23 protein-coding genes and 1 pseudogene are annotated in these 21988 nt (G+C 22.5%); 4 read left to right on the top strand and 20 right to left on the bottom strand.

Annotated elements, in window-relative coordinates:
- Positions 1–97 precede the first annotated feature (97 nt).
- From rpsC to rpsT, 20 genes are all read right to left on the bottom strand, one after another.
- Positions 98–763 (bottom strand): 30S ribosomal protein S3, encoded by a 666-nt coding sequence (rpsC, locus tag Q8777_RS00530; protein ID WP_318676237.1) that lies wholly within the window; start codon positions 761–763, stop codon positions 98–100.
- A 17-nt stretch (positions 764–780) separates the two neighbouring features.
- Positions 781–1125 (bottom strand): 50S ribosomal protein L22, encoded by a 345-nt coding sequence (rplV, locus tag Q8777_RS00525; RefSeq protein WP_318676238.1) that lies wholly within the window; start codon positions 1123–1125, stop codon positions 781–783.
- A 20-nt stretch (positions 1126–1145) separates the two neighbouring features.
- Positions 1146–1427, bottom strand: coding sequence for a 30S ribosomal protein S19 (gene rpsS / locus Q8777_RS00520; RefSeq protein ID WP_318676239.1), 282 nt, complete (start codon positions 1425–1427; stop codon positions 1146–1148).
- A 26-nt stretch (positions 1428–1453) separates the two neighbouring features.
- Entirely contained in the window at positions 1454–2281 is an 828-nt protein-coding gene (gene rplB / locus Q8777_RS00515) for a 50S ribosomal protein L2 (RefSeq protein WP_318676240.1), read from the bottom strand.
- A 55-nt stretch (positions 2282–2336) separates the two neighbouring features.
- Positions 2337–2633 carry a 50S ribosomal protein L23 gene (rplW, locus tag Q8777_RS00510; RefSeq protein WP_318676241.1) on the bottom strand — a complete coding sequence of 99 codons (297 nt, stop codon included), beginning with the start codon at positions 2631–2633 and terminating at the stop codon, positions 2337–2339.
- On the bottom strand, positions 2633–3256 hold the full coding sequence (rplD, locus tag Q8777_RS00505; protein WP_318676242.1) for a 50S ribosomal protein L4: 624 nt from the start codon (positions 3254–3256) through the stop codon (positions 2633–2635). Before rplD ends, rplW begins: the two co-directional genes overlap by 1 nt.
- Positions 3249–3911, bottom strand: coding sequence for a 50S ribosomal protein L3 (gene rplC / locus Q8777_RS00500; RefSeq protein WP_318676243.1), 663 nt, complete (start codon positions 3909–3911; stop codon positions 3249–3251). The genes rplD and rplC overlap by 8 nt, the downstream gene beginning before the upstream one ends.
- Positions 3912–3952: 41 nt before the next feature.
- Complete coding sequence (rpsJ, locus tag Q8777_RS00495) at positions 3953–4267, bottom strand: 30S ribosomal protein S10 (RefSeq protein WP_318676244.1); 315 nt, start codon at positions 4265–4267, stop codon at positions 3953–3955.
- A gap of 357 nt (positions 4268–4624) precedes the next feature.
- On the bottom strand, positions 4625–5548 hold the full coding sequence (gene rsmH / locus Q8777_RS00490; protein WP_318676346.1) for a 16S rRNA (cytosine(1402)-N(4))-methyltransferase RsmH: 924 nt from the start codon (positions 5546–5548) through the stop codon (positions 4625–4627).
- A gap of 39 nt (positions 5549–5587) precedes the next feature.
- Complete coding sequence (gene rpoZ / locus Q8777_RS00485; protein ID WP_318676245.1) at positions 5588–5803, bottom strand: DNA-directed RNA polymerase subunit omega; 216 nt, start codon at positions 5801–5803, stop codon at positions 5588–5590.
- Complete coding sequence (gmk, locus tag Q8777_RS00480; RefSeq protein WP_318676246.1) at positions 5803–6441, bottom strand: guanylate kinase; 639 nt, start codon at positions 6439–6441, stop codon at positions 5803–5805. The genes rpoZ and gmk overlap by 1 nt, the downstream gene beginning before the upstream one ends.
- A 44-nt stretch (positions 6442–6485) precedes the next feature.
- Positions 6486–8930 (bottom strand): leucine--tRNA ligase, encoded by a 2445-nt coding sequence (gene leuS, locus Q8777_RS00475; protein ID WP_318749341.1) that lies wholly within the window; start codon positions 8928–8930, stop codon positions 6486–6488.
- 44 nt (positions 8931–8974) lie between these two features.
- Complete coding sequence (locus Q8777_RS00470) at positions 8975–9217, bottom strand: acyl carrier protein (protein ID WP_318749342.1); 243 nt, start codon at positions 9215–9217, stop codon at positions 8975–8977.
- A gap of 145 nt (positions 9218–9362) precedes the next feature.
- Positions 9363–9950 (bottom strand): YqaJ viral recombinase family protein, encoded by a 588-nt coding sequence (locus Q8777_RS00465; protein WP_318676249.1) that lies wholly within the window; start codon positions 9948–9950, stop codon positions 9363–9365.
- Positions 9951–10066: 116 nt separating this feature from the next.
- A complete protein-coding gene (gene argS, locus Q8777_RS00460) occupies positions 10067–10948 on the bottom strand; it encodes an arginine--tRNA ligase (protein ID WP_318749432.1) in 882 nt (293 codons plus the stop codon).
- Entirely contained in the window at positions 10932–11768 is an 837-nt protein-coding gene (argS, locus tag Q8777_RS00455; protein WP_318749431.1) for an arginine--tRNA ligase, read from the bottom strand. Before argS (Q8777_RS00455) ends, argS (Q8777_RS00460) begins: the two co-directional genes overlap by 17 nt.
- A 74-nt stretch (positions 11769–11842) precedes the next feature.
- Positions 11843–12748, bottom strand: a complete 906-nt coding sequence (locus tag Q8777_RS00450) for an RluA family pseudouridine synthase (RefSeq protein ID WP_318676252.1) — start codon at positions 12746–12748, stop codon at positions 11843–11845.
- Between the two features lie 174 nt (positions 12749–12922).
- Positions 12923–15019, bottom strand: coding sequence for an ATP-dependent zinc metalloprotease FtsH (gene ftsH, locus Q8777_RS00445; RefSeq protein WP_318676253.1), 2097 nt, complete (start codon positions 15017–15019; stop codon positions 12923–12925).
- Between the two features lie 41 nt (positions 15020–15060).
- Positions 15061–16335: a serine--tRNA ligase gene (gene serS / locus Q8777_RS00440; protein WP_318676254.1), complete on the bottom strand. Its 1275-nt coding sequence runs from the start codon at positions 16333–16335 to the stop codon at positions 15061–15063.
- A 64-nt stretch (positions 16336–16399) separates the two neighbouring features.
- Positions 16400–16663, bottom strand: coding sequence for a 30S ribosomal protein S20 (gene rpsT, locus Q8777_RS00435; RefSeq protein WP_318676255.1), 264 nt, complete (start codon positions 16661–16663; stop codon positions 16400–16402).
- A gap of 964 nt (positions 16664–17627) precedes the next feature.
- Here rpsT and Q8777_RS00430 point away from each other — a divergent pair.
- The 4 genes and pseudogenes from Q8777_RS00430 to Q8777_RS00415 all read left to right on the top strand — a co-directional run.
- Positions 17628–18290, top strand: coding sequence for a CDP-alcohol phosphatidyltransferase family protein (locus tag Q8777_RS00430; RefSeq protein ID WP_318676256.1), 663 nt, complete (start codon positions 17628–17630; stop codon positions 18288–18290).
- A gap of 154 nt (positions 18291–18444) precedes the next feature.
- The gene (recA, locus tag Q8777_RS00425; protein ID WP_318676257.1) at positions 18445–19449 is read left to right on the top strand and encodes a recombinase RecA; all 1005 of its coding nucleotides are present in this window, start codon (positions 18445–18447) and stop codon (positions 19447–19449) included.
- A gap of 30 nt (positions 19450–19479) precedes the next feature.
- Positions 19480–20478, top strand: coding sequence for a class 1b ribonucleoside-diphosphate reductase subunit beta (gene nrdF / locus Q8777_RS00420; protein ID WP_318676258.1), 999 nt, complete (start codon positions 19480–19482; stop codon positions 20476–20478).
- 1060 nt (positions 20479–21538) lie between these two features.
- Positions 21539–21666 (top strand): annotated as a pseudogene (locus tag Q8777_RS00415) (ribonucleotide-diphosphate reductase); the annotation flags it as partial.
- Positions 21667–21988 lie beyond the last annotated feature (322 nt).

Raw genomic sequence — 21988 nt, 5'->3', positions numbered from 1 at the left:
GATAAAAATTATTATTCTTCAAACACTGAATTAATTATTTTAAATGTTATATATATATACTTATTATTTTTTATATAAAAATAAGTTTTTTTTATGTTTATTTAATATCAAAAATATTTTTATTAGATAGAATATAACCATGATTAATAATAACTTTTATTCCTAAAACTCCATAATTAGTATGAGCTTCTTCAAAAGCATAATCTATATTAGCTCTTAAAGTATTCAAAGGTACAGCGCCTACAGAAACAGATTCACTTCTTGCTTTTTCTGCTCCACCCAAACGACCTGAAATAATAATTTTAACACCTTTGACATTACTTTTTAAACATCTTTGAATTGCTGCTTTTTGAACTTGTCTATAAAAAGCTCTTTGTTGTAATTGAATAGCAATGTTTTGGGCTAATAAAGAAGCAATTTTATTAATAGCTTTAACTTCAAAAATATTCATTTCTATTTTTTTATTTATTAATTTTTCTATTTTATTAATTAAAATTTCTTTATTTTTGTTATCTTGACCTTGTACTATTCCTATTTGAGAAGTATACAATTGAATTTGAATAATTTCATCATTAGTTTTTTTTAAACGTTTAATTTCTATTTTAGAAATAATTCCTTTTGAAAAATTTTTTTTAATTAAATCTCTAATTTTAAAATCTTCAACAACTAAATAAGGAACTTGTTTATCATTGCTATACCATTCGGATTCCCAATTACGAATAATCCCTAATCTTAAACCATTAGGATTACTTTTTTGACCCACTTTAATTTTTCTCCTTTTTAATTATTTCTTTTATATTCTGAAACGAATATTGTTATATGACTTGTTCTTTTTTTTTTTTTATCTGTTTTTCCCTTTGCTCTAGGAAATAAACGAGGTAAACGAAGACCTTCATTAACATAAACCATTTCTACATATAAATCATTTATATTAAGTTTAAAATTATGAACAGCATTAGCGATAGCGCTTTTTAATAATTTGATAACAATTGGGGAAGCCGATTTAGGAGTAAACATTAAGATTGCTTCCGCTTCTTTAACTCTTTTGCCGCGAATTAAATCAATAACTAAACGTGCTTTTCTAGGAGTAATAGGAACTTGATTTGCAATTGCTTTTACTTTCATATAAAAATACCTTCTTTAAATTATTTTTTAGTAATTTTTTTATCACCTTTAGCATGGCCACGAAAAGTACGAGTAGGAGAAAATTCTCCTAATTTATGACCTACCATATCTTCTGTAATAGAAGAAATTGTATATTGTTTGCCATTATAAATAGCAATTTTATGTCCTATAAATTCAGGTAAAATAACACTTCTACGTGAACGAGTTTGAATAACTTTTTTAATTTTATTTTTATTTTGTTTCAAAACTTTTGATAAAAGATGTTCATCACAAAAAGGTCCTTTTTTAATAGAACGAGCCATATTGAATAAAACCTCCTAACTAATTTTTATTTACGTTTTTTTAAAATTAAACTATCATAATTTTTATTTTTTTTACGAGTTTTGATTCCACGAGCTTTTTTACCCCAAGGTGTCATAGGTGTTTTTCGACCAATAGGTGCACGACCTTCACCACCTCCATGCGGATGATCATTAGGATTCATAGCTGAACCTCTTACTGTAGGTCTGATAGATAAATAACGAGTTCTTCCTGCTTTGCCATTACGAATTAATTTATAAAATTCATTTCCTAAAGAACCAATTGTTGCTCTACAAGAAATTAAAACTTTTCTTATTTCGCCAGAAGGTAAATTTAAAACAGCATACTTATCTTCTTTTTTGACAATTTGAACTGAAGTTCCAGCACTACGAGCCAATTGTCCGCCTTTACCAGGTTTTAATTCTATATTATGAACAAAAGAACCGATCGGAATATTACTTAAAGGTAAAGAATTTCCAACTTTAATATCAGAATCTTTACCAGAAAAAATATTATTACCAACAATAATATCTTTTGGAGTTAAAATATATCTTTTTTCTCCATCTGCATAATGAATTAAAGAAATATTACAATTTCGATTCGGATCATATTCTATAGTAACAACTTTACCAGGAATATTATCTTTATTACGTTTAAAATCAATAAGTCTATAATTTTGTTTAACGCCGCCGCCACGATGTCTTACTGTTATTTTGCCTTGATTATTTCTACCACCTGTTTTCTTTTTAGGAACTAATAATGTTTTTTCAGGAACAGAAGTTGTAAGTTCACTAAAATCTTGTAACCTCATATTTCGATGTCCATTAGACGTAGGCTTATATTTTTTAATTGCCATTTAACACTACAAAAACCTTTCTAATTTTTTTAAAAATTGATGATATATATTTTTTTTATTTATCTTCATGAAAAATATTAATTCTTTGTCCTGGAAGTAATTTAATAATTGCTTTTTTATAAGAAGAAGTATAACCTGTATACTTACCTCTTCTTTTAAATTTAGGAAGAACGTTCATAACATTAACAGATAAAACCTTAACATTAAAAATATATTCTATAGATTTTTTAATTTCTGTTTTATTTGATTTTTTATCCACCTTAAAAGTATATATATTTTGTGAATCCAATTTTTTATTTGTTGATTCAGTAATAATTGGAGAATAAATTAAATCATAATATTTATAAACCATTACTTTAAAACCTCTTCAAAATATTTAATGACTTCTTGGTTAACAAGAAGATTTTTGGCATTTAAAATTTGATAAACACTAACATGAGAAACACTTTCTAAAGTTACTTGAGGCAAATTTCTAGTAGAATAGATTAAATTTTCATTTAATTCATCAACTATCACTAATACTTTGTCTTTTATTTTCAATTTATTTAAAAATGAACTAAAATAATTTGTTTTATGACTTTCCAACTTTAAAGAATCAACTACTATTATATTATCATTTTCTTTTTGCCAAGATAAAGAAGAAATCATAGCTAATTTTCTAATCTTAGCATTCACCTTAAAATTATATTTTCTAGGCTTAGGTCCGAAAGCAACACCTCCACCTTTCCATAAAGGAGAACGAATAGAGCCATGTCGTGCATTTCCTGTTCCCTTTTGTGCCCAAGGTTTTCTCCCTCCACCAGAAACAGCAGCTCTATTTTTAGTACAATGTGTTCCTTGACGCATTGCTGCTCTTTGTTGATTTACTACATCATATAAAACTTGTTTATTAGGTTTGATGCCGAAAATATTTTGAGATAAAAATAATTCTGTTACAAATTCTCCTTTTTGATTAAAAACATTACACTTAGTCATTATCAATAAACTTCCTTGTTATTTTTTTAACAGCAGATTTTATAATTACAAAACTTTTTTTTGGACCAGGAATACTCCCTTTAATTAAAAAAATTTTTTTTTCTGAATCAACAGAATAAAGAATTAAATTTTGCAAAGTAATTTTTTTATGTCCCATTTGTCCTGGTAATTTTTTACCTGTTATATTTCCTTTAATTGGACCCATTGAACCAGGTCTTCTGTGATACCTAGAACCATGGCTTTCAGGACCACGACTTTGATTATGTCTTTTAATAGAACCAGAAAAACCTTTCCCTTTACTTATGCCTGTTACATCAATAATTTCTTTTGCCTTAAATAAATTAATATTTACAATATCACCTTCTGATAAATTTTTTAATTCGTTTATTTCATCTGATGAAAAAGAAATTTCTCTAATAAAACGTTTTGGTTTTGTTTTAGTTCTTAAAAAATGCCCCAAAAGAGGTTTTGTTGTTATTTTTTCTTTTTTAGAACCAAAACCTAATTGAGTTGATTGATAACCATCTTTTTCAAAAGTTTTTTGTTGTAAAACAACATTTTCAGATACATCAACTATAGTTATAGGAATTAAAATTCCTTTGTCATCGAAAATTTGGGTAATTCCTACTTTTTGACCTAAAATTCCTTTAGCCATTTCTTCCTCTTTTCTAAATTAAAAATAATTTATTTTATCGTTTATTTTTTCAAAAAAATATTTACCGCAGAAGGTAAATTAATATGCATCAAAGCATCTATAGTTTGATTATTTGGTTCAATAATTTGAATTAAACGTTTATGAGTAAAACGACCAAACTGTTCTCTGCTATCTTTATTTACAAAAGGCGAACGAATAACAGTAAAAATTTCTCTTCTAGTTGGTAATGGGATAGGACCTTTTATTTTAGCTCCTGTTCTAATAACACTGTTAATAATTTTTTTTGCTGCCTGATCAATCAAATAATAATCATATGTTTTTAAAAGAATCTTAACAATTTCTTTTTTTTTAGCCATTTTAATAAAAACCTTTCAAAAAACCTTTCATAAAAATATATTCTATAACATGTTTTGTAATTTAAAAAATTTATTAAACAATCCGTTTTAAAAATAATTAAAAATTATAATTAGAATTTATAATTTATTTTTTTCATTTAATAAAAAAAATTATATTAAATTTTTAATAATATTAAAAAACAAAAAATAATGAAAATAAATTATTCAAAAATTAATTTTTGAATAATTAAATATAAAAATTAACTAAAAAAAGACAATCAAATTAATTATATATTAAATTTGATTCTTTTACAAAAAAAATGCTTATTAATGAATGAAAAATATAAATTATCAAGCTAATCTTATATTTTTTTTTACTCAAAAATTTTTAACAGCTGCTCTCAATTTAGCAGAATGACTTCTTGGATTAAATTTGATTTCTTCTTCAGAAGGAAGAATAATTTTTTTGGTAAGAATAGTCAAGGGTGATAAAGGAATATCTTTTTCTGCAAAAGGAAATTGATGATTTAAATTAAATTTACTATTTGTCTTTAAAAAATTTTTAATTAACCTATCTTCTAAAGAATTAAAACTAATTAAAACTAATCTTCCATTTTTTTTTAAAATTTGCAAACTTTGTTGTAAAGCTTTTTCTAAAGATGATAATTCTTGATTCACTTCTATTCTTAAAGCTTGAAAAATTCTTTTGGCACTATGTCCTTTTCTTTTTTTCATATAATAAGGATAAAATTTATCAATGATTTCAACTAATTCTAAACTTTTTTTTAAAGGTCTTCTTTTTATAATCTCGTTAGCAATTAAAGATGCTTTAGGTTCTTCTCCAAACAAAAAAAAAATTTTCTTTAATTCAGAAAAACTATAATTATTGATAATAAAAGAAGCTGTTTTTTTTTTTCGAAGATCCATTCTCATATCTAAAAAATTATCTGTTAAATAACTGAACCCTCTATTAGGAAGATCAATTTGAGAAGAAGATAACCCTAAATCAAAAACAATACCATCAACCTTAAATATATTTCTTTTTAATAATTCTTCTTTTAAAAAAGAAAAATTATTATGTATTAAATTAATATTTTTTGTATTTTTGAATTTTTTTTGACATTTTTGAATTGCAAATAAATCACAATCAAAAGAATACAAAAAACCTTGATTTATTTTTTTCAAAATAACTGCACTATGGCCACCATCGCCTAAAGTAGCATCAACATAAATTCCTTGAGAATAAATATTTAAATATTCAATAACTTCTTTAGTTAAAACAGGAATATGATTCATTTCAATGTTATCGCCCCCCTTCCGTATTTATTAAATAAATTTTTATTATTCGAAAACAATATGAAAATTGTTATTAATAATTTCTGATAAAGCTTTAGTTAAAATTTTATTACCTTCAACATGAGTAACATCTATATTTTTTTCTTTTATTATATGAGCAATTTTGCTCGCTAAATAAGCTAATTTATATTTAGAATCTATTCTTTTTAATAATTCATCGATTGAAGGATAATCTAAACCTTCTTTTTGTTTTTTTAACATCAATAAAATTCTCCTTTTTTTAAAATTTCTGTCAAATAATAATCAATACTGTTTTTAGTTTTAGAATGTTCTGCGATAATAATAGAAAAAATTTTATCAACAGCGTTATCTATTTCATCATTGACAACTATATAATCATATCTATAAGCTAAATGAATTTCTTTTTCTGATTTTAACATTCTTTGTTTAATATCTTCTGGAGATTCAGAATTTCTTTTTTTTAAACGTTCATAAAGAACCTTTTTAGAAGGAGGAGCGATAAAAATAAAAACACTATCTTTATGAACCTTATGTTGCATGATTTGTAAAGCGCCTTCGATATCTATTTCTAAAATCACTTCTTTATGTTCTTCTAATTGTTTCAAAACATTTTTATAAGGCGTACCATAGTAATGGTTAACAAATTTATTATATTCTAAAAAAAAATTTTCTTTAATTTTTTTTTTAAATTCTTCTTCTTTAATAAAAAAATAATCTTTACCATTTTTCTCTTGTGGTCTGGGGCTTCTGGTTGTAGCAGAAATAGAATAAACAAAATTACCATTACCTCTTTTAAGTAAAGTTTTTTTTATCTCTCCTTTTCCGACACCAGATGGACCAGAAATAACTATTATTAACCCTTTTTTATTTAATTTCATATGAAATCTTATTATCCATTTCTTTTCTTGTTTAAAATAAAAAATTAAATAACTAAATTTAATATTTTATTTTTGATATAGATAACATTTAAAATTTTCCTATTTTTGACCAAATAACTAATTTTGGTTTCCTTTAAAGCTTTTTTTAAAATTATTTCTTTATCATCTTTTGCAAAAACCTTAATTTTAGATTTGTAATTACCATTAATTTGAATAATAATTTCTAATATATTTATATTATCTTGATCAATAAATAATTTATTTTCATAAGCAGGCCATCGAGAATAAACTAACTCTTCTGAATTATTTAAAAATTTTTGATTTAATTCTTCAGTTAGATGAGGTGCAAGAGGGTTAAGTAATTTTAAAAAAATTAAAGCTTGTTCATGATTTATCTTTTTGATTTTACAAACTTGATTAATAAAAATCATTAATTGACTTATAACAGTATTAAATTTTAATTTTTCATAATATTCTGTAACTATTTTGATAGTTTTATTTAATGTTTGAACTAATAAATGAGACTCTTCTTTGACTAAAAATAATGAAAAACAATTATAAACTTTATTCAAAAAACGTTGAACACCTCTTAAACCATTTTCATTCCAAACTTTATCTTCTTCTAAAGGTCCTAAAAACATAATATAAATTCTTGTTACATCAGAACCATATTTTTCTAAAATCAAAGAAGCGTTTACACTATTTTCTTTAGATTTACTCATTTTTAAATGATCTTCTCCTAAGATCATACCTTGATTTACGATTTTAGTAAAAGGTTCTGAACAAGAAACCAAACCTAGATCATATAAAAATTTATGCCAAAAGCGAGAATATAATAAATGTCCTACTGCATGTTCTTTACCACCGATATAAAGATCAACAGGTAAGAAATAATCTAATTTTTCTTTTGCTTCTTTGGAATTTAAAGGAATAATTCCGGATTTATTTTTTAAAATATAAGCTATATAATACCAAGAACTACCCGCTGTTTGAGGCATAGTATTCGAATCTCTTTTAAATTTTTTTTCATCTTTTGTAAAATATAACCATGATTTTATTTTAGATAAAGGAGAAAAACCATCTCCTGAAATTTCTATTTTCTCTAGAATAGGTAATAATAAAGGTAATTTTTCGTCTTCTTCTAAATAAATATTATCATTTTCATCATAATAAATAGGGAAAGGTTCGCCCCAATATCTTTGTCGAGAAAAAATCCAATCATGCATTTGATAAGTAGAATGAATATATCCTAATTTATTTTTTTGAGCTAATTCTATAATTTTGGAATCAGCTTCCTCAATATTCATTTTATTTAAAAAAAAACTATTAATTAAAAAATTATCCATTTTATTATATATTACTGAATGATTTGCACAATTATCATGAAATTCAAAAATTGGAATTATTTCTAAATTATATTTTTTAGAAAATAAAAAATCTCTTTCATCGCAAAAAGGAACAGACATAATAGCACCTGTCCCATAATAAGGTAAAACATAATCAGATATCCAAATAGGTATTTCTTTCTTAGTAAAAGGATGGATAATATAATTACCTGTAAAAACTCCTGTTTTATTTTTATTAATATTTCTAGTTAAATCAGTTTGATTTTGTATCTTTTTTATATAAGAATTAACTGATGAAACGAATCTTTTTTTAGTAATAGAGAAAACTAACGGGTGCTCAGGTGATAAAACTATAGAATTAACTCCAAAAATAGTATGAGGACGAGTTGTAAAAACTTTTATAATATAATTCGGCTCATCAGAAACACGAAAATTAAAAATAAACCCTTTTTTTTTGCCTATCCAATTCTTTTGAATATCTTTTAATTGAGATGGCCAATCTAATAAATTTAAATCTTCTAAGAGTCTATCAAAATAAGAACTAATTTTTAAAACCCATTGTTTCATTTTTTTTTTTACAACGGGAAAATCACCTTTTTCTGAAAAAGTTCCTTTATTTTCTACTGTATAAACTTCTTCATTGGATAAAACCGTTCCTAATTGTTCACAAAAATTAACATTTACATCTTGTAAAAAAGCAATATTTTTTTCATAAAATTTTTTAAAAATCCATTGAGTCCAATGATAAAAATAAGGTTCAGAAGTGGCTAATTCAGTATCCCAATCGATACCTTTTCCTAACATTTTGATTTGTTTTCTAAAATTATCAATGTTTTTATAAGTAAAAGAAATCGGATTATTACCTGTATTCAAAGCATATTGTTCTGCTGGTAAACCAAAAGAATCCCATCCAAAAGGATGAAAAACATTATAACCATTCATTCTTTTAAATCTATTAACAATATCACTCGCTGTATAACTTTTAATATGTCCAATATGTAAACCTGAAGAAGAAGGATAAGGAAACATATCTAAACAATAAAATTTTTTTTTATTAAAATCTATATTAGTTTTAAAAGTTTTTTTATTTTCCCAATGAACTTGCCATTTAAATTCTATTTTTTTAAAATCATAGACTAACATAATAAAATTCCTTAATTTAATTAAAAAATAAAAAAATAATTCAATTAAGATAAACTTTTTTGAATGTAATCAACAACATCTTGGATTATTTTAAATTGTTGCATAGCTTCATCACTTATTTTTAAATTAAAAGTTTGTTCTAATTCAATAGCTAATTCAACAGCATCAAAAGAATCTAATCCTAAATCCTCTTTTAATCTTGTTTGATGAGTAATTGTAATATCTTTGACATATTTTTTACGAGAAATAATATCTTTAATAGTATCTAAAATCATTCCTATCCTCATTTTAATTATAAAATATTTTTTTATAATTCTTATTTATTTAATATAGTATAATTATACTAATTATACAATAATTTTTCTATTTTTATATGTTAATAGATAACAAAATTAAAAAATAATAAAAAAGATAATAAATTCTATTTTTTTTTTATTCAGAAATTTTATCTAAAATTTTTCTTGCTTTTATAAAAAGATTATAAAATTCCAAACATTCATTATACATTCTATCAATAAAAGATTTATCTCTTAAAATAACTTTTATTTTGGCATTTTGATAATTTTGAAAAACTAAAAAAAAAGCTTTTTCTGCATTTGAACAATAAATTTGAGCTTGAATTTGAGCATAATAATAAATAGGAATTTTATCATTCATAAAAAAATCTTTCCAAGTATTAGAATTTAAATAAAAAGGACATTTAATTTCTAGCAAACTATTAGTTTTTTTATTCCAACCATCTAAAGACGCTGAAAAAAATTCTTTAACAAAAACTAAAGGTTTAAATTCTGTTTTGTTAATATCATTAAAAAAATCTCGCGCTTTAGATTCTAAATTTCTGCCATAACGCATAAATAAATTATCCTCTATTTTTTCATCAAAAAGTTTTCTTTTAAAAAAATTTTTTTTACTTTCAAAAGGATTTAAACCCATAATAATTGATACTTCTGAAGCATTAATATATTTTCTTCTATGAAGATGCCAATCATTGGAATTTTGTTCTAAATCAAAACTGTTCACAAATAAAAAACTCTTTTCTTTTTAAAATTATTCATGATGAAAAAATATAAAAATAAAATAAAACAAATTATATTTTAAATATGTAAATTTTGATTTAAAAATCAATCAAGAATTAATTACATTTCTTCTAAAACAGGAATACCTAAAATATTTAAACCTTCTTCAAAAACATTTAAAAAATTTTTTATCAAAAAAATATTAGCATTTTGTAAAAATAGATTTTCTTTGTTTAAAATTCTTTCTTTTGCATAAAAATGATTAGCATTTTTAGCCAACTGAAATAAATACCTAGCTAAAAAACTGGGCATATTTTTATTTTTAACTTTTTCTAATATTAAAAAAAAATTATCCATTAATCTAATCAACTTATAATAATGAAATTGAAGATAATAATTATTCATTTTTAGAGAATTTAAATCATAATTATTAATATTTTCTACTTTTTTTAAAATAGAACGAAATCTAACTGATGTATATTGTAAATAAGGACCAGTATTACCTTCAAATTGCAACATTTTTTGTAAATTAAATTCTATATTTAAAGAACGATCGTTTTTTAAATCATTAAAAACGATAGATCCTACTGCAATTTTCAAAGATATAGCGTTTATTTTTTTTTTATCTAAAAATCTTTTTTTTATTATTTTTTTTGATTCATTTTGTGTTTGTTTAATAATATCAATTAATTTGAAATCATTACTTTTTCTTGTAGCAATTTTCATATTTTGAAAAAAAACTAAACCAAAATTAATATGTTCTAATTTAAGATTATCATAACCTATTTTTTTAACAATTAAATTTAATTGTTGATAATGTAATTTTTGTTCATTTCCAACAATATATAAACATTTATAAAAACCAAATTTTTTATAACGATATAAAACACATGCTATGTCTCTTGTTAAATAAAGAGTACTTGTATTTTTTTTTTGTATTAAAGCTGGTAGAATATTATTCCCTAAATCCATAATATATGCTTGATTATCTAATACTAACATTTTTTTTTTTTTTTAATTCTTTTAATAATTTTATCGCTTTATTATGAAAAAATGATTCACCAATAAAATAATCAAATTTAACACCTAACAAATTATAAATTCTTTTAAATTCTTTTAAAGAAATTTTTTTTAACCATTTCCATAAATCAGTTATTTCTTTATCTTTTTTTTCTAAATGAAAAAAAATTTCTCTTGCTTTTTCTTCTAAAGAATTGTCTTTTTTAGCTTCTTCATGAAACAAAATATAAACTCTTTGTAATTCGTCGATAGGATTTTTTAAAATATTTTCTTCTTTAGCCCATTTTTTATAAGCTAAAATCATTTTTCCGAATTGAGTTCCCCAATCACCTAAATGATTAATGCTAATAGTTTTAAAACCTAATTTTTTATAAACATTTTTTAAAGCATTACCGATCATTGTAGAACGTAAATGACCGATAGAAAAATTTTTAGCTATATTAGGAGAAGAATAATCTAAAATAATAACTTTTTTATAATTATTTTGTTTTTTTAAGTATTCATCAATAGATTTTTTATTTTTTACAAAAAAATTATCAATTAACATTTTTCTATTTAATTTAATATTTAAAAAACCATTTAAAAAAAAAACTTTTTCTATTAACTTGTTTAAATATAATTGATTCTTAAAATCTTCAAAAATATCCAGTAAACTTTTTTGCATTTTGTCTTTATATTGAAACAATGACAAAAAAAAATCAAAATCCTCTTCAATATATTCAGTTTGTAAATTTATCTGAATATCAGAATATTTATAATTTAAAATTTTTTCTATTTGAATTTTAATTTTTTGAAAATACATAGAAATATCCTTGATTAATATACAATAATTATTTTGTCATTGAGATGAATAAAAAATATAATAATATAAAATTATTAGTAAACTATTTTTGATAAAAATTCTTTAAAATGATTAGATAAATCAATTTCTAATCTTATTTCTTCATTATTAAAAGGATGGTAAAAACTAATTTTTTTAGAATGTAATAATTGTGAACTTATTACTTGATTTTTAGGACCATACAAACAATCTCCGACAATAGGATGTTTTAAATAAGATAAATGTATTCTAATTTGATGTGTTCTTCCTGTATCTAATTTTAATTCCAATAAAGAAAATGTAGAAAATTTTTTTAAAACTCTAAAATGTGTAATAGCAGATTTTCCTTGAGGAGAAATTTCCATTTTTAAATAATTACTATAATTTCTTTTAATAGGTAAATTAATAGTTCCGTATTCATGACTTAATTGACCATAAATTAGCGCCCAATAAACTCTTTGAACTTTTCTTTTTTGAATTAAATTTTGCATCATTCTTACTGATTCATCTGTTTTACCAATTATAATCAAACCTGTAGTGTTTTTATCTAAACGATGAATAATCCCTGGTCTTGTTATATCTGAACAATTAAAATCTTTAATTTGATAATATAATCCATTAATCAAAGTGATTCCTGAATAACTAGAAGAAGGATGAACTATTAAATTCAATGGTTTATCAATAACAACAAAATATTGATCTTCATAAATTATTTTTAAATTTAAATTAACAGGCTGAAAAATATCAAAAATAGATTTTTTTTCTATAATATTTACTTTTACTAAATTATTTTCTTGTAATATGTAACTTTTTTTTTTAATAATTTTATCATTAACTAAAACTAAACCAGAATTAATGAATGAATAACATTTATTTCTGCTAATATTTAATTTTTTTGTTAAAAAAATATCTAAACGCAATTTTTTATATTTATTTTCAACAATAAATTCTTCTTTTAGCATTATTGAAAAAACTTTCTTAATTTAAAAATAAAAAAATTATACATATACTTATATTATGCTTATAACTAATATTTAATAATTTAAATTATTTTAAAATTATTTTTTTATTATTTGGAGAAAATATTTTAATTTTTTTGTTAAAAAACAAAGTTAAAAAAACAAAGAATAATTCTTTTATTCTTTGTTTTCTTCTTTGTTTTCTTCTTTGTTTTCTTCTTTGTTTTCTTCTTTGTTTTCTTCTTTGTTTTCTTCTTTGTTTTCTTCTTTGTTTTCTTCTTTGTTTTCTTCTTTGTTTTCTTCTTTGTTTATTTTGTTAATAAAATTATTTGATTTTTTATCATCAATCCAACTTATTTTACCTGTGTTGAAAATTTCATCAATATCTTTTTTACTAAGAGTTTCGATTTCCAATAAATAATAACTTATTTTTAAAAAAAGTTCTTTATTTTCAGAAATTATTTTTTTAGCCGTTTCATAACAATTAGAAATAATTTTTTGAATCGCTTCATCAATTTCCAAAGCTTTTATATCTGAAAATTTCTTATGAAAACTAACACCGTCTGAATCATCAAATTGAGTTAGTCCTAATTCACTCATTCCATATTTAGTAACCATTAATTTAGCCATTTCAGTTGCTCGTTCAAAATCACCACAAGCACCAGAGGAAATATCATCAAAAAATATTTCTTCTGCAGCTCTTCCCCCTAAATAAGAAACAATATTAGATATCATTCTTTTTTTAGAAGTAAAAAAAGTTTCTTTTTCAGGAAGCATTAAATTATAACCACCAGTTGAACCTCTTGGAATAATAGTTATTTTTTGAACTTTTTGAGCATGTTCTAATTTTAAACCAATTACAGCATGACCTGCTTCATGATAAGCAACCATTCTTCTTTCTTCTTCTGAATATCGAATTGTTTTTTTTGCTGGCCCCATTAAAATACGATCTACAGCCTCACTAATTATCGCTTTATCAATAATATTAGAATTGTTTCTAATAGATAATAAAGCAGCCTCATTTAAAATACCTTCTAATTGAGCGCCACTAAATCCTGGAGTTTCTTTAGCTAATTCAAATAAATCTACATCAGAAGATATTTTTTTATTTGAAGAGTGTAATTTTAAAATGGCTTCTCTATCTTTAACACTTGGCAAATTAATATTAAAACGACGATCAAAACGACCAGGTCTCAACAATGCTGGATCTAAAAAATCAGGTTGATTTGTTGCAGCAATAACAATAACTCCTCTATTATTATTGAAACCATCTAATTCAATTAATAATTGATTCAAAGTTTGTTCCTGTTCAGTGTTGTTTAAAGACATCCCTCTTTTACGTGCAACAACTTCGATCTCATCTATAAAAATTATAGAAGGAGCATGTTTTTGAGCAGTTTTAAATAAATTTCTAATACGAGCGGCACCAAGACCAACAAATAATTCTACAAATTCAGAACCCGAAACAGCAAAAAAAGGTACTTGAGCTTCCCCAGATAAAGCTTTTGCTAATAATGTCTTACCAGTTCCAGGAGGACCAGATAATAAAATTCCTTTAGGAATTCTAGCACCCATTGAAATATATTTTTGTGGATTTTTTAAAAAATCAACCAATTCTTTCATTTCCTCTTTTTCTTCTTCAGCGCCAGCAATGTTTTGAAAATTTATTTTAGGTAATCTAATAACTCCTTTTTTTTGTTCTAATTTATTTTTATCTGATAATTGATCTACTAATTGACCTGTAGCTTGTTTTAATAAATCATAAAAAAAATAAAAAATCAAAATGAAAAAACTAATATTCAAAGCTTGCACCAAAGGTTCAAAACCGTAATACAATTCTTTTTCTTTAGGTCCAAACAATTTTAAATATTGCATATTATCTTTACAAAATGCACGAATTTCTTCAAATTGTTGGATATTTAAACCTATATATTTTATTTTTTCAGATTTGTTTTCGCTATCTCTTTTGTATTCAACTTCTACATCATAATGATTTTCAGAAGAAAGGTAATATTCAATACTATTAATGCCAATAACATCTGTTATTTGAGTATCTTTATCAGTATTGACTGCTATTTTTTTTGGATTTTCTAGAAAATTTGACTCTTTTTGTTTTTTTATTTCACTTAATACATTACTAAGATCATTTGGATTTAATAACTTAGGTTTATTTATTTTTTTATGAACAACGAAATATAAACCTATCATTATAACTAAAGAGACAACGTGTAAAACATTAATTTTTTTAATAAAATCTTTTATTTTGTTCATCATAATTTTTTCCTTATATAAGAATAATAAGAATATAAAACGTTTTATTTAATTAAATGTGTTCCTAAATAACTATGTAATACTTCGGGTAAAATAATATTTCCATCTTTATCTTGATAATTTTCCATGATAGCCATTATTGTTCTGCCGATGGCTAAAGCCGAACCATTTAAAGTGTGTAAATACTGTTTTTTATTTTTTTTAGAAGAAATAAACTTAATATTAGCTCTTCTAGATTGAAAGGTTTCAGCATTACTTATAGAAGCTATTTCAACATATTTTTTTTGACTAGGAATCCATACTTCAATGTCATAAGTTTTACTCATGCTAAAACCTAATTCACCCGTAGATAAAACAACAATTCTATATGGTAAATTTAATTTCCTCAAAATGTTTTCGGAATCTTTTAAAATTTGTTCTAAAACTACATAAGAATTTTTTGGATCTACAAATTGAATTAATTCAACTTTATTAAACTGTTTTTGTCTTAAAATACCCTTTATATATTTGCCAGAAGAACCAGCTTCTTGCCTAAAACAAGTAGTATAACCAACATATTTTAAAGGCAATTGATCAAAATTAAAAATACTATTACGATGCAAATTAATCATAGGAACTTCAGCTGTAGGATTCAAATACCAATTATGTTTATCTAATTTTAATTTAAAAAGTTCTTTTTCGAATTTAGGAAGTTGTCCAGAAGATAACACAGATGACTCATTAACAATATAAGGAGGTAAAATTTCTTTGTATCCTCTAGAAACATGAGTATCCAACATAAAATTTATTAAAGATCTTTCTAATTTTGCCCCTAAACCTTTTAAAACAACAAACTTACTACCAACAATTGTAATAGCTTTATCAAAATCTAAAATATCTAATTTTTTTCCTAATTCTACATGATTTCTAACAGGAAAAGAAAATTTTTTAGGTTCTAAAAAACGAAATACTTCGATATTATTTTCTGCTCCTTTACCAATGGGAACTGAATCATGGTAAATATTAGGGATATTATATAAAATATTTGAAATATTTAATTCTAATTCCTTTAATTTTTTTTCTAATTCTTTAAGTTTCATCTTTTCAATTTGTTCTTTTTGAAAAAAAAGATTATCTAGTTGTTGATTTTGTTTTAATTTAGGAATGCTATCAGATAAATTATTTTTTCTGAAACGAATCTTTTCTATCTTAAAAATTAATTCTTTCCTGCAACTAGATAAATCAATAATTTTATTTAAAAAAGAAGTATCGATATTTCTGTTTTTCAATTGATTTAGAACTAAATCTATATTAGAAAGAACAAATTTCAAATCTAGCATGTAGAAAATATATCCTTTGAATAATTTTTTATTATTATAGTAATCATAATTTTTATAACTTTTATCAATTTATGCTATTCAACAATTTAGCTAAATTAGATTTATTTCTAGACACAAAATTGATATGATAAATTCTTTTTGAACGTCCCTTATCTAATTTCTTATTAATAATATTGAGAAAAGAAATAGCTTTATCTTTATCAGAATAAGCGACAGATTTTTTAAATTTTTTAATAAAAGTCCTAACTGATGATTTAAAAGATCTATTAATTAATCTACGTTTTTCATTAGTTTTAACACGTTTTTTTTGTTGTTTAATATTAGCCATTTTTTTAACATTCCTTATTTAGTAAAAATAAATTAATAACTTTAAATTAAAGTAAAACAAATAAAATATATCACAAATAAAAAAAATAATATTAAAATTTTAATAATTAAATATCTAAGAGATAAAAATCTAGAGAAAGAAAAATTAACATATGAAATTGAAATTAAAACAAAGTTAAAATATAAAAATAGAAATTCAAAATAAAATTGAATGTTTTTATTTTAATAAAATAGACATTAAGATGAATTAAATATAAAACATTAAAAAATATTTTTTTATAATCCATACATATAATTAATTCTAACACCTTTGTGAATAATTTTTTTTGTTATTCATAATTCATAATTCATAAATTAAAGAACCAAGAACCAATTTTAAGAATATATATAGATTAATACTTAAAGATTAATATAGATTAATAAATATAATTAAACAAATAACAAATAACAACAATTATTAATTATATATATGTTATATAGGTTATTATAGAATAAAATAGATAGAAAAAATATAAATAAAACATTTTTAATCTTATGAATATTTGAAAAACAATTAATTCTAATTACATTACTTTTCTAATCATATACTCTATTTTATATTAAAATTACATTTTTTTATTAAAACTTTAATATTTTATTATTTTATACAAAAAAAATTTATAATAAATTATATAAGAAATGCCACCAAAAAATAGAGATAAAAAATAAAAGGCATCTACATATAAAAATTGTATATAAAAATTTAGAAATATTTATACAAAATTATATAAAATTATATAAGGCACGAATATTGTATTTACTAATTAACCAAGATTAAAAAAGAAACTAAAAAAGCAAAAAAACAGTAAAAAAAAATATTAAACGAAATATTTTAAGAAATATAAGAAATTAACTGAATATATTTTTATAATATTTAACAATTAAAAATTAAAAATAAAAACAAAAAAAGAAAGTTCAATTAGAGAATGAGAAAAATAATAAAATTATCAGCTAATTTACTAACCATATTCAGAATTATTTTAGTTTTCTTTATGCTACCTTATTTATTTATTAGAGAAAATTATAATTACAAGTGTCAAGATTTATCTTTATTCAAAATAATTTCGAATAGACAATTTTTTTTTCTTATTTTTGTTACTGCTTCTATAACAGATGTATTAGATGGTTTTATAGCTAAAAAAATAACCAAACAAACAATTTTTGGTAAATTTTTTGATCCAATAGCGGATAAACTTTTAATTATTGTTTCTTTTTTTTACGTTTATAAAATAAGTAATGAAAAAATATTACTATTAAAAAATAATGATTCCGTAGAACCTTTCATTCTTAGCATTTTACTCATAAATATCATAAGAGATTTTATTATAATGGGAGTAAGATTGATGGCTTTTGAAAAAAAAAATATTATAATAGCTTCTCTATGGGGGAAAATAAAAACTATTTTTAATTTTTTAACTATTTCATTGTTATTATTATCAATTCAAATAGAAAAAAAAAATATATTAAGCAATGAATCATTATTAATGTTAATAAAAATTATTTTAATTATTAATGCTTGTTTAATTATTTTTTCTGGTTTAGAATATATAAAAAAAAATTTTAAATTTATTAAGAAAAACTTTTATTAAATTGATTAAAAAAAATTTCGATTTCATAAATTATAAAATATAACTATAAATTTTTTTTTGAGAAAATATATAATAAAGAAATAAGTTTTTTAAAATTACTTCTTTAAATTGCTTCTTTTAATTAAATTAATATTAAAAAAGGAAAATTAAACAAATGAATAAAATGAACAACGAAAATAAGACAAAAGATATTCTAGAACAAACATTAAAAGACATTGAAAAACGTTTTGGCAAAGGAAGTATAATGAAACTTAATTCAAAAAAGGTAAACAAGATTCAATCTATCTCTACTGGTTCTTTAAATTTAGATATTGCTCTTGAAATAGGTGGTTTTCCTAAAGGAAGAATTATTGAAATTTATGGTTTAGAAAGTTCTGGAAAAACTACTTTAGCGTTACACGCCATATCAGAAGCACAAAAACAAAATGGTAATGTAGCTTTTGTAGATGTGGAAAACGCTTTAGATATTAACTATGCTAAAAAAATTGGTGTTGATATAGATAATTTCATAGTTTCTCAACCCGATTCTGGCGAAAAAGCTTTAGATATTGTTGAAACTTTAATTAAAAGTGAAGCCGTAAGTTTAATAGTTGTAGATTCAGTAGCAGCATTAGCACCTGAAGCTGAATTGAAAGGAGAAAGCGGAGATTCCTTCATGGGTTTACAAGCCAGAATGATGGGCCAAGCCATGAGAAAACAATCAGCAATAATATCTAAAACTAATACAACAGTAATTTATGTAAATCAATTAAGAGATAAAGTAGGAGTGATTTATGGTAGTCCCGAAGTTACACCGGGCGGCAAAGCTTTAAAATATTTTGCTTCTTTAAGATTAGATATTAGAAGATCTGAATTTATAAAAAATGATAACCAATTTATAGGAATCAGATCTAATGTCAAAATAGTAAAATCTAAAGTTTCTTCTCCTTTTAAAGTAGCTAGTTTTGAAATAATTTATGGCCAGGGTATTTCCAAAATTGGTGAAATTTTAGATTTAGCAGTAAACATGGATTTAATACAAAAAAATGGTTCTTGGTTTAGTTATAAAAATGAAAAAATAGGCCAAGGAAGAGAAACAGTTAAAGAATTTTTAATTAAAAACAAAGAAATAACTCAGGAATTAGAAATTCAAATTAAAAAAAGTTTTAATTTAATTTAATTTTTTTAAAAAAAGGAGAATAGATTTAAAATGAAATCAAATCATAATCAAACAAAATTTAAAGGAGCAAATTGGAATAAAAAAGAAGATGATTATACACAACACTTTTATGAACAAAATCTAAGTCAATTTTGGAGACCAGAAGATATAAGTTTACAAAGCGATCTCAATATTTGGGGTAAATTAACACCTCAAGAAAAAGAAACTTATTCCAAAAATTTATTAGTTTTAACCTTTTTAGATACTTACCAAGGTGATATTGGCATGCCTTCTCTTCTTGGTTCTTGTTTACCGTGGGAAAATCAAAAAAAAGCAACTCTAAATTTTATGGGAGCAATGGAAGCTATTCATGCCAAAAGTTATTCTAATATTTTTATGACTTTTTTAAACCAAAAAGAAATTGATGAATTGTTTAAATGGGGAGAAGAACAAATCAATGTTCAAAATATTTTAAAAAATATTGTTTCTCTTTATGAAAATTTAAAGAAAGAACATTCACAAAATAAACAAATAACACAATGGAAAGCAATGGTTGGTTCTGTTTTTTTAGAAACTTGGTTATTTTATTGTGGTTTTTATTATCCTTTATATTTTTATGGGCAAGGAATGTTGATGCAAGCAGGCGAAATTGTTAATTTAATTATTAGAGATGAAAGTGTTCATGGCGTATATATTGGTCGATTAGCAAAAGAATTATATAATGGTTTCTCGCAAGATCAACAAAAGGAACTCAAAAATTGGATGAATACTTTTTTAGAAACTTTATACCAAGAACAAGAACAATTAACAATTGAACTTTATCAGAAGATAAACTTAGTCGAAGATGTCAATAAATTTATTCGTTATAACGCAAATAAAGCTTTATTAAATTTAGGATTTTCTCAAAAATTTCCTTATGAAGAAATAAATCCTGTTATTTTAAATGGTTTAAATACAGAAACAAAAACAATGGATAATTTCTCGATGAAAGGTAATGGTTATCAAAAAATGATTTCTGAAAGTTTGCAAGATGAAGATTTTATTTTTTAATGAATTATCTTTTTTTAAAGACCCTTTGAAAAGGGTCTTTTTTATTTAAACAAATAAAAAAAATCTTAACTGAGAAAACAAAAACTTTTGTTTTGATAAAAAATAAAAATAAAAAAAATAGTTTTAAGATGAAAAAATACACAAATAAAAGTTATGTATTTTGATGGAGGGAAAAGGGAAAAAAATTATTTTTCTCTTAATTGAACAATTAAAGATTTAAAATCAATGGGAAAAGGTGCCCCACTAAAATATATATTTTTAAAAAACCTTAATTTATTATTAAATATCTAATAAACACTGCCTATTTTTTAAACTAAAAAATTATAATCATATCCCAAATGTTTTATGAGCTGTACCCCAAACAATAAACAGTTTTAAACAAGAACTATTATCACAAAAGAAGACCGAATTATCAATTTTAAGAAAACTGAAGATAGAAATTTTTTCAAAAATCTTCCTTTAAGTCTTTTGTATTCAACTATTACATTTTCATTATTGTTTTGATTAATTAAATTAAAACCTTTCATCCTAAAATATCAGTTTGTTTGCACATGATTTTTTATGTTGTGTATTCTTTTCTAATTATTATTGGTTTCATATTTAGTTTCATATTTGCTTTATGTTTATCTACCACTCTTACTTTAATTTAAGGGCACGCGCAAGTACGATATGAACATTTATCTCACTTTAACTCTTTTACAAAAATTTTATCATTTAAAAAATAGAAAAAAACACGTCTCAAACTAAATCATGCCAAAGAAAAAAATAAACTTCAAAAAAATAAGTAATCTTTTATTAGATAAAATAAATTAAAAATGAATTAATTATTTTAATATTAATACAATTTAAAATTCTTTTTTTCTCAAAAGACTTTTTTCAAAAGGTCTTTTTTTATTTAAACAAAAAAATTTTTAACTAGAGAAATAAACAAGTTTTTATTAATAAAAAACGAAAAAAATAAAAAAAGAGAAATCATGAAAAAATAATAAAACAAATATTTATGATCTTAGTGAAAGTGTTTATGTTTTATATTGTTAGTCGATTAGCAAAATAATTATATATAAATCCTGTTATTTTAAATGGTTTAAATACAGAAACAAAAACAATGAATAATTTTGCTATGAAAGGTTATATGGTTGTCAAAAAATGATTTATGAAAATTTGCAAGATGAAGATTTTATTTTTTAATGAATGAAAAATTAATTGTACAATTATTTTTTAAACATTTTTATATTTCTTAAAATTAGTAATAAAAAATATTTATTTAATTTTATTTTAAATAATATAAAAATAAGCTCTAGTTATATTCTAATAAAAGAAAATAATTATCTGAAAAAAGATTTAAAGTTGTTATTTATTAATAATATTAATTATACAAAAACAAACACTTTGGGAAGGTATATAATTTAAGTCATTAAAAAAAATTCTGTCTCAATTAAAACAGAAACAATAAAAAATAAATAAGTCAATTTGTTTATAAAAACAATTTGACTTATTTATTTTAATCAAA

The sequence above is a fragment of the Candidatus Phytoplasma stylosanthis genome (genome assembly GCF_032886435.1).
Taxonomy (GTDB): domain Bacteria; phylum Bacillota_I; class Bacilli_A; order Acholeplasmatales; family Acholeplasmataceae; genus Phytoplasma; species Phytoplasma stylosanthis.
The sequence above is the reverse complement of the archived record's forward strand: the minus strand, read 5'-3'. Positions and strand labels throughout refer to the sequence as shown.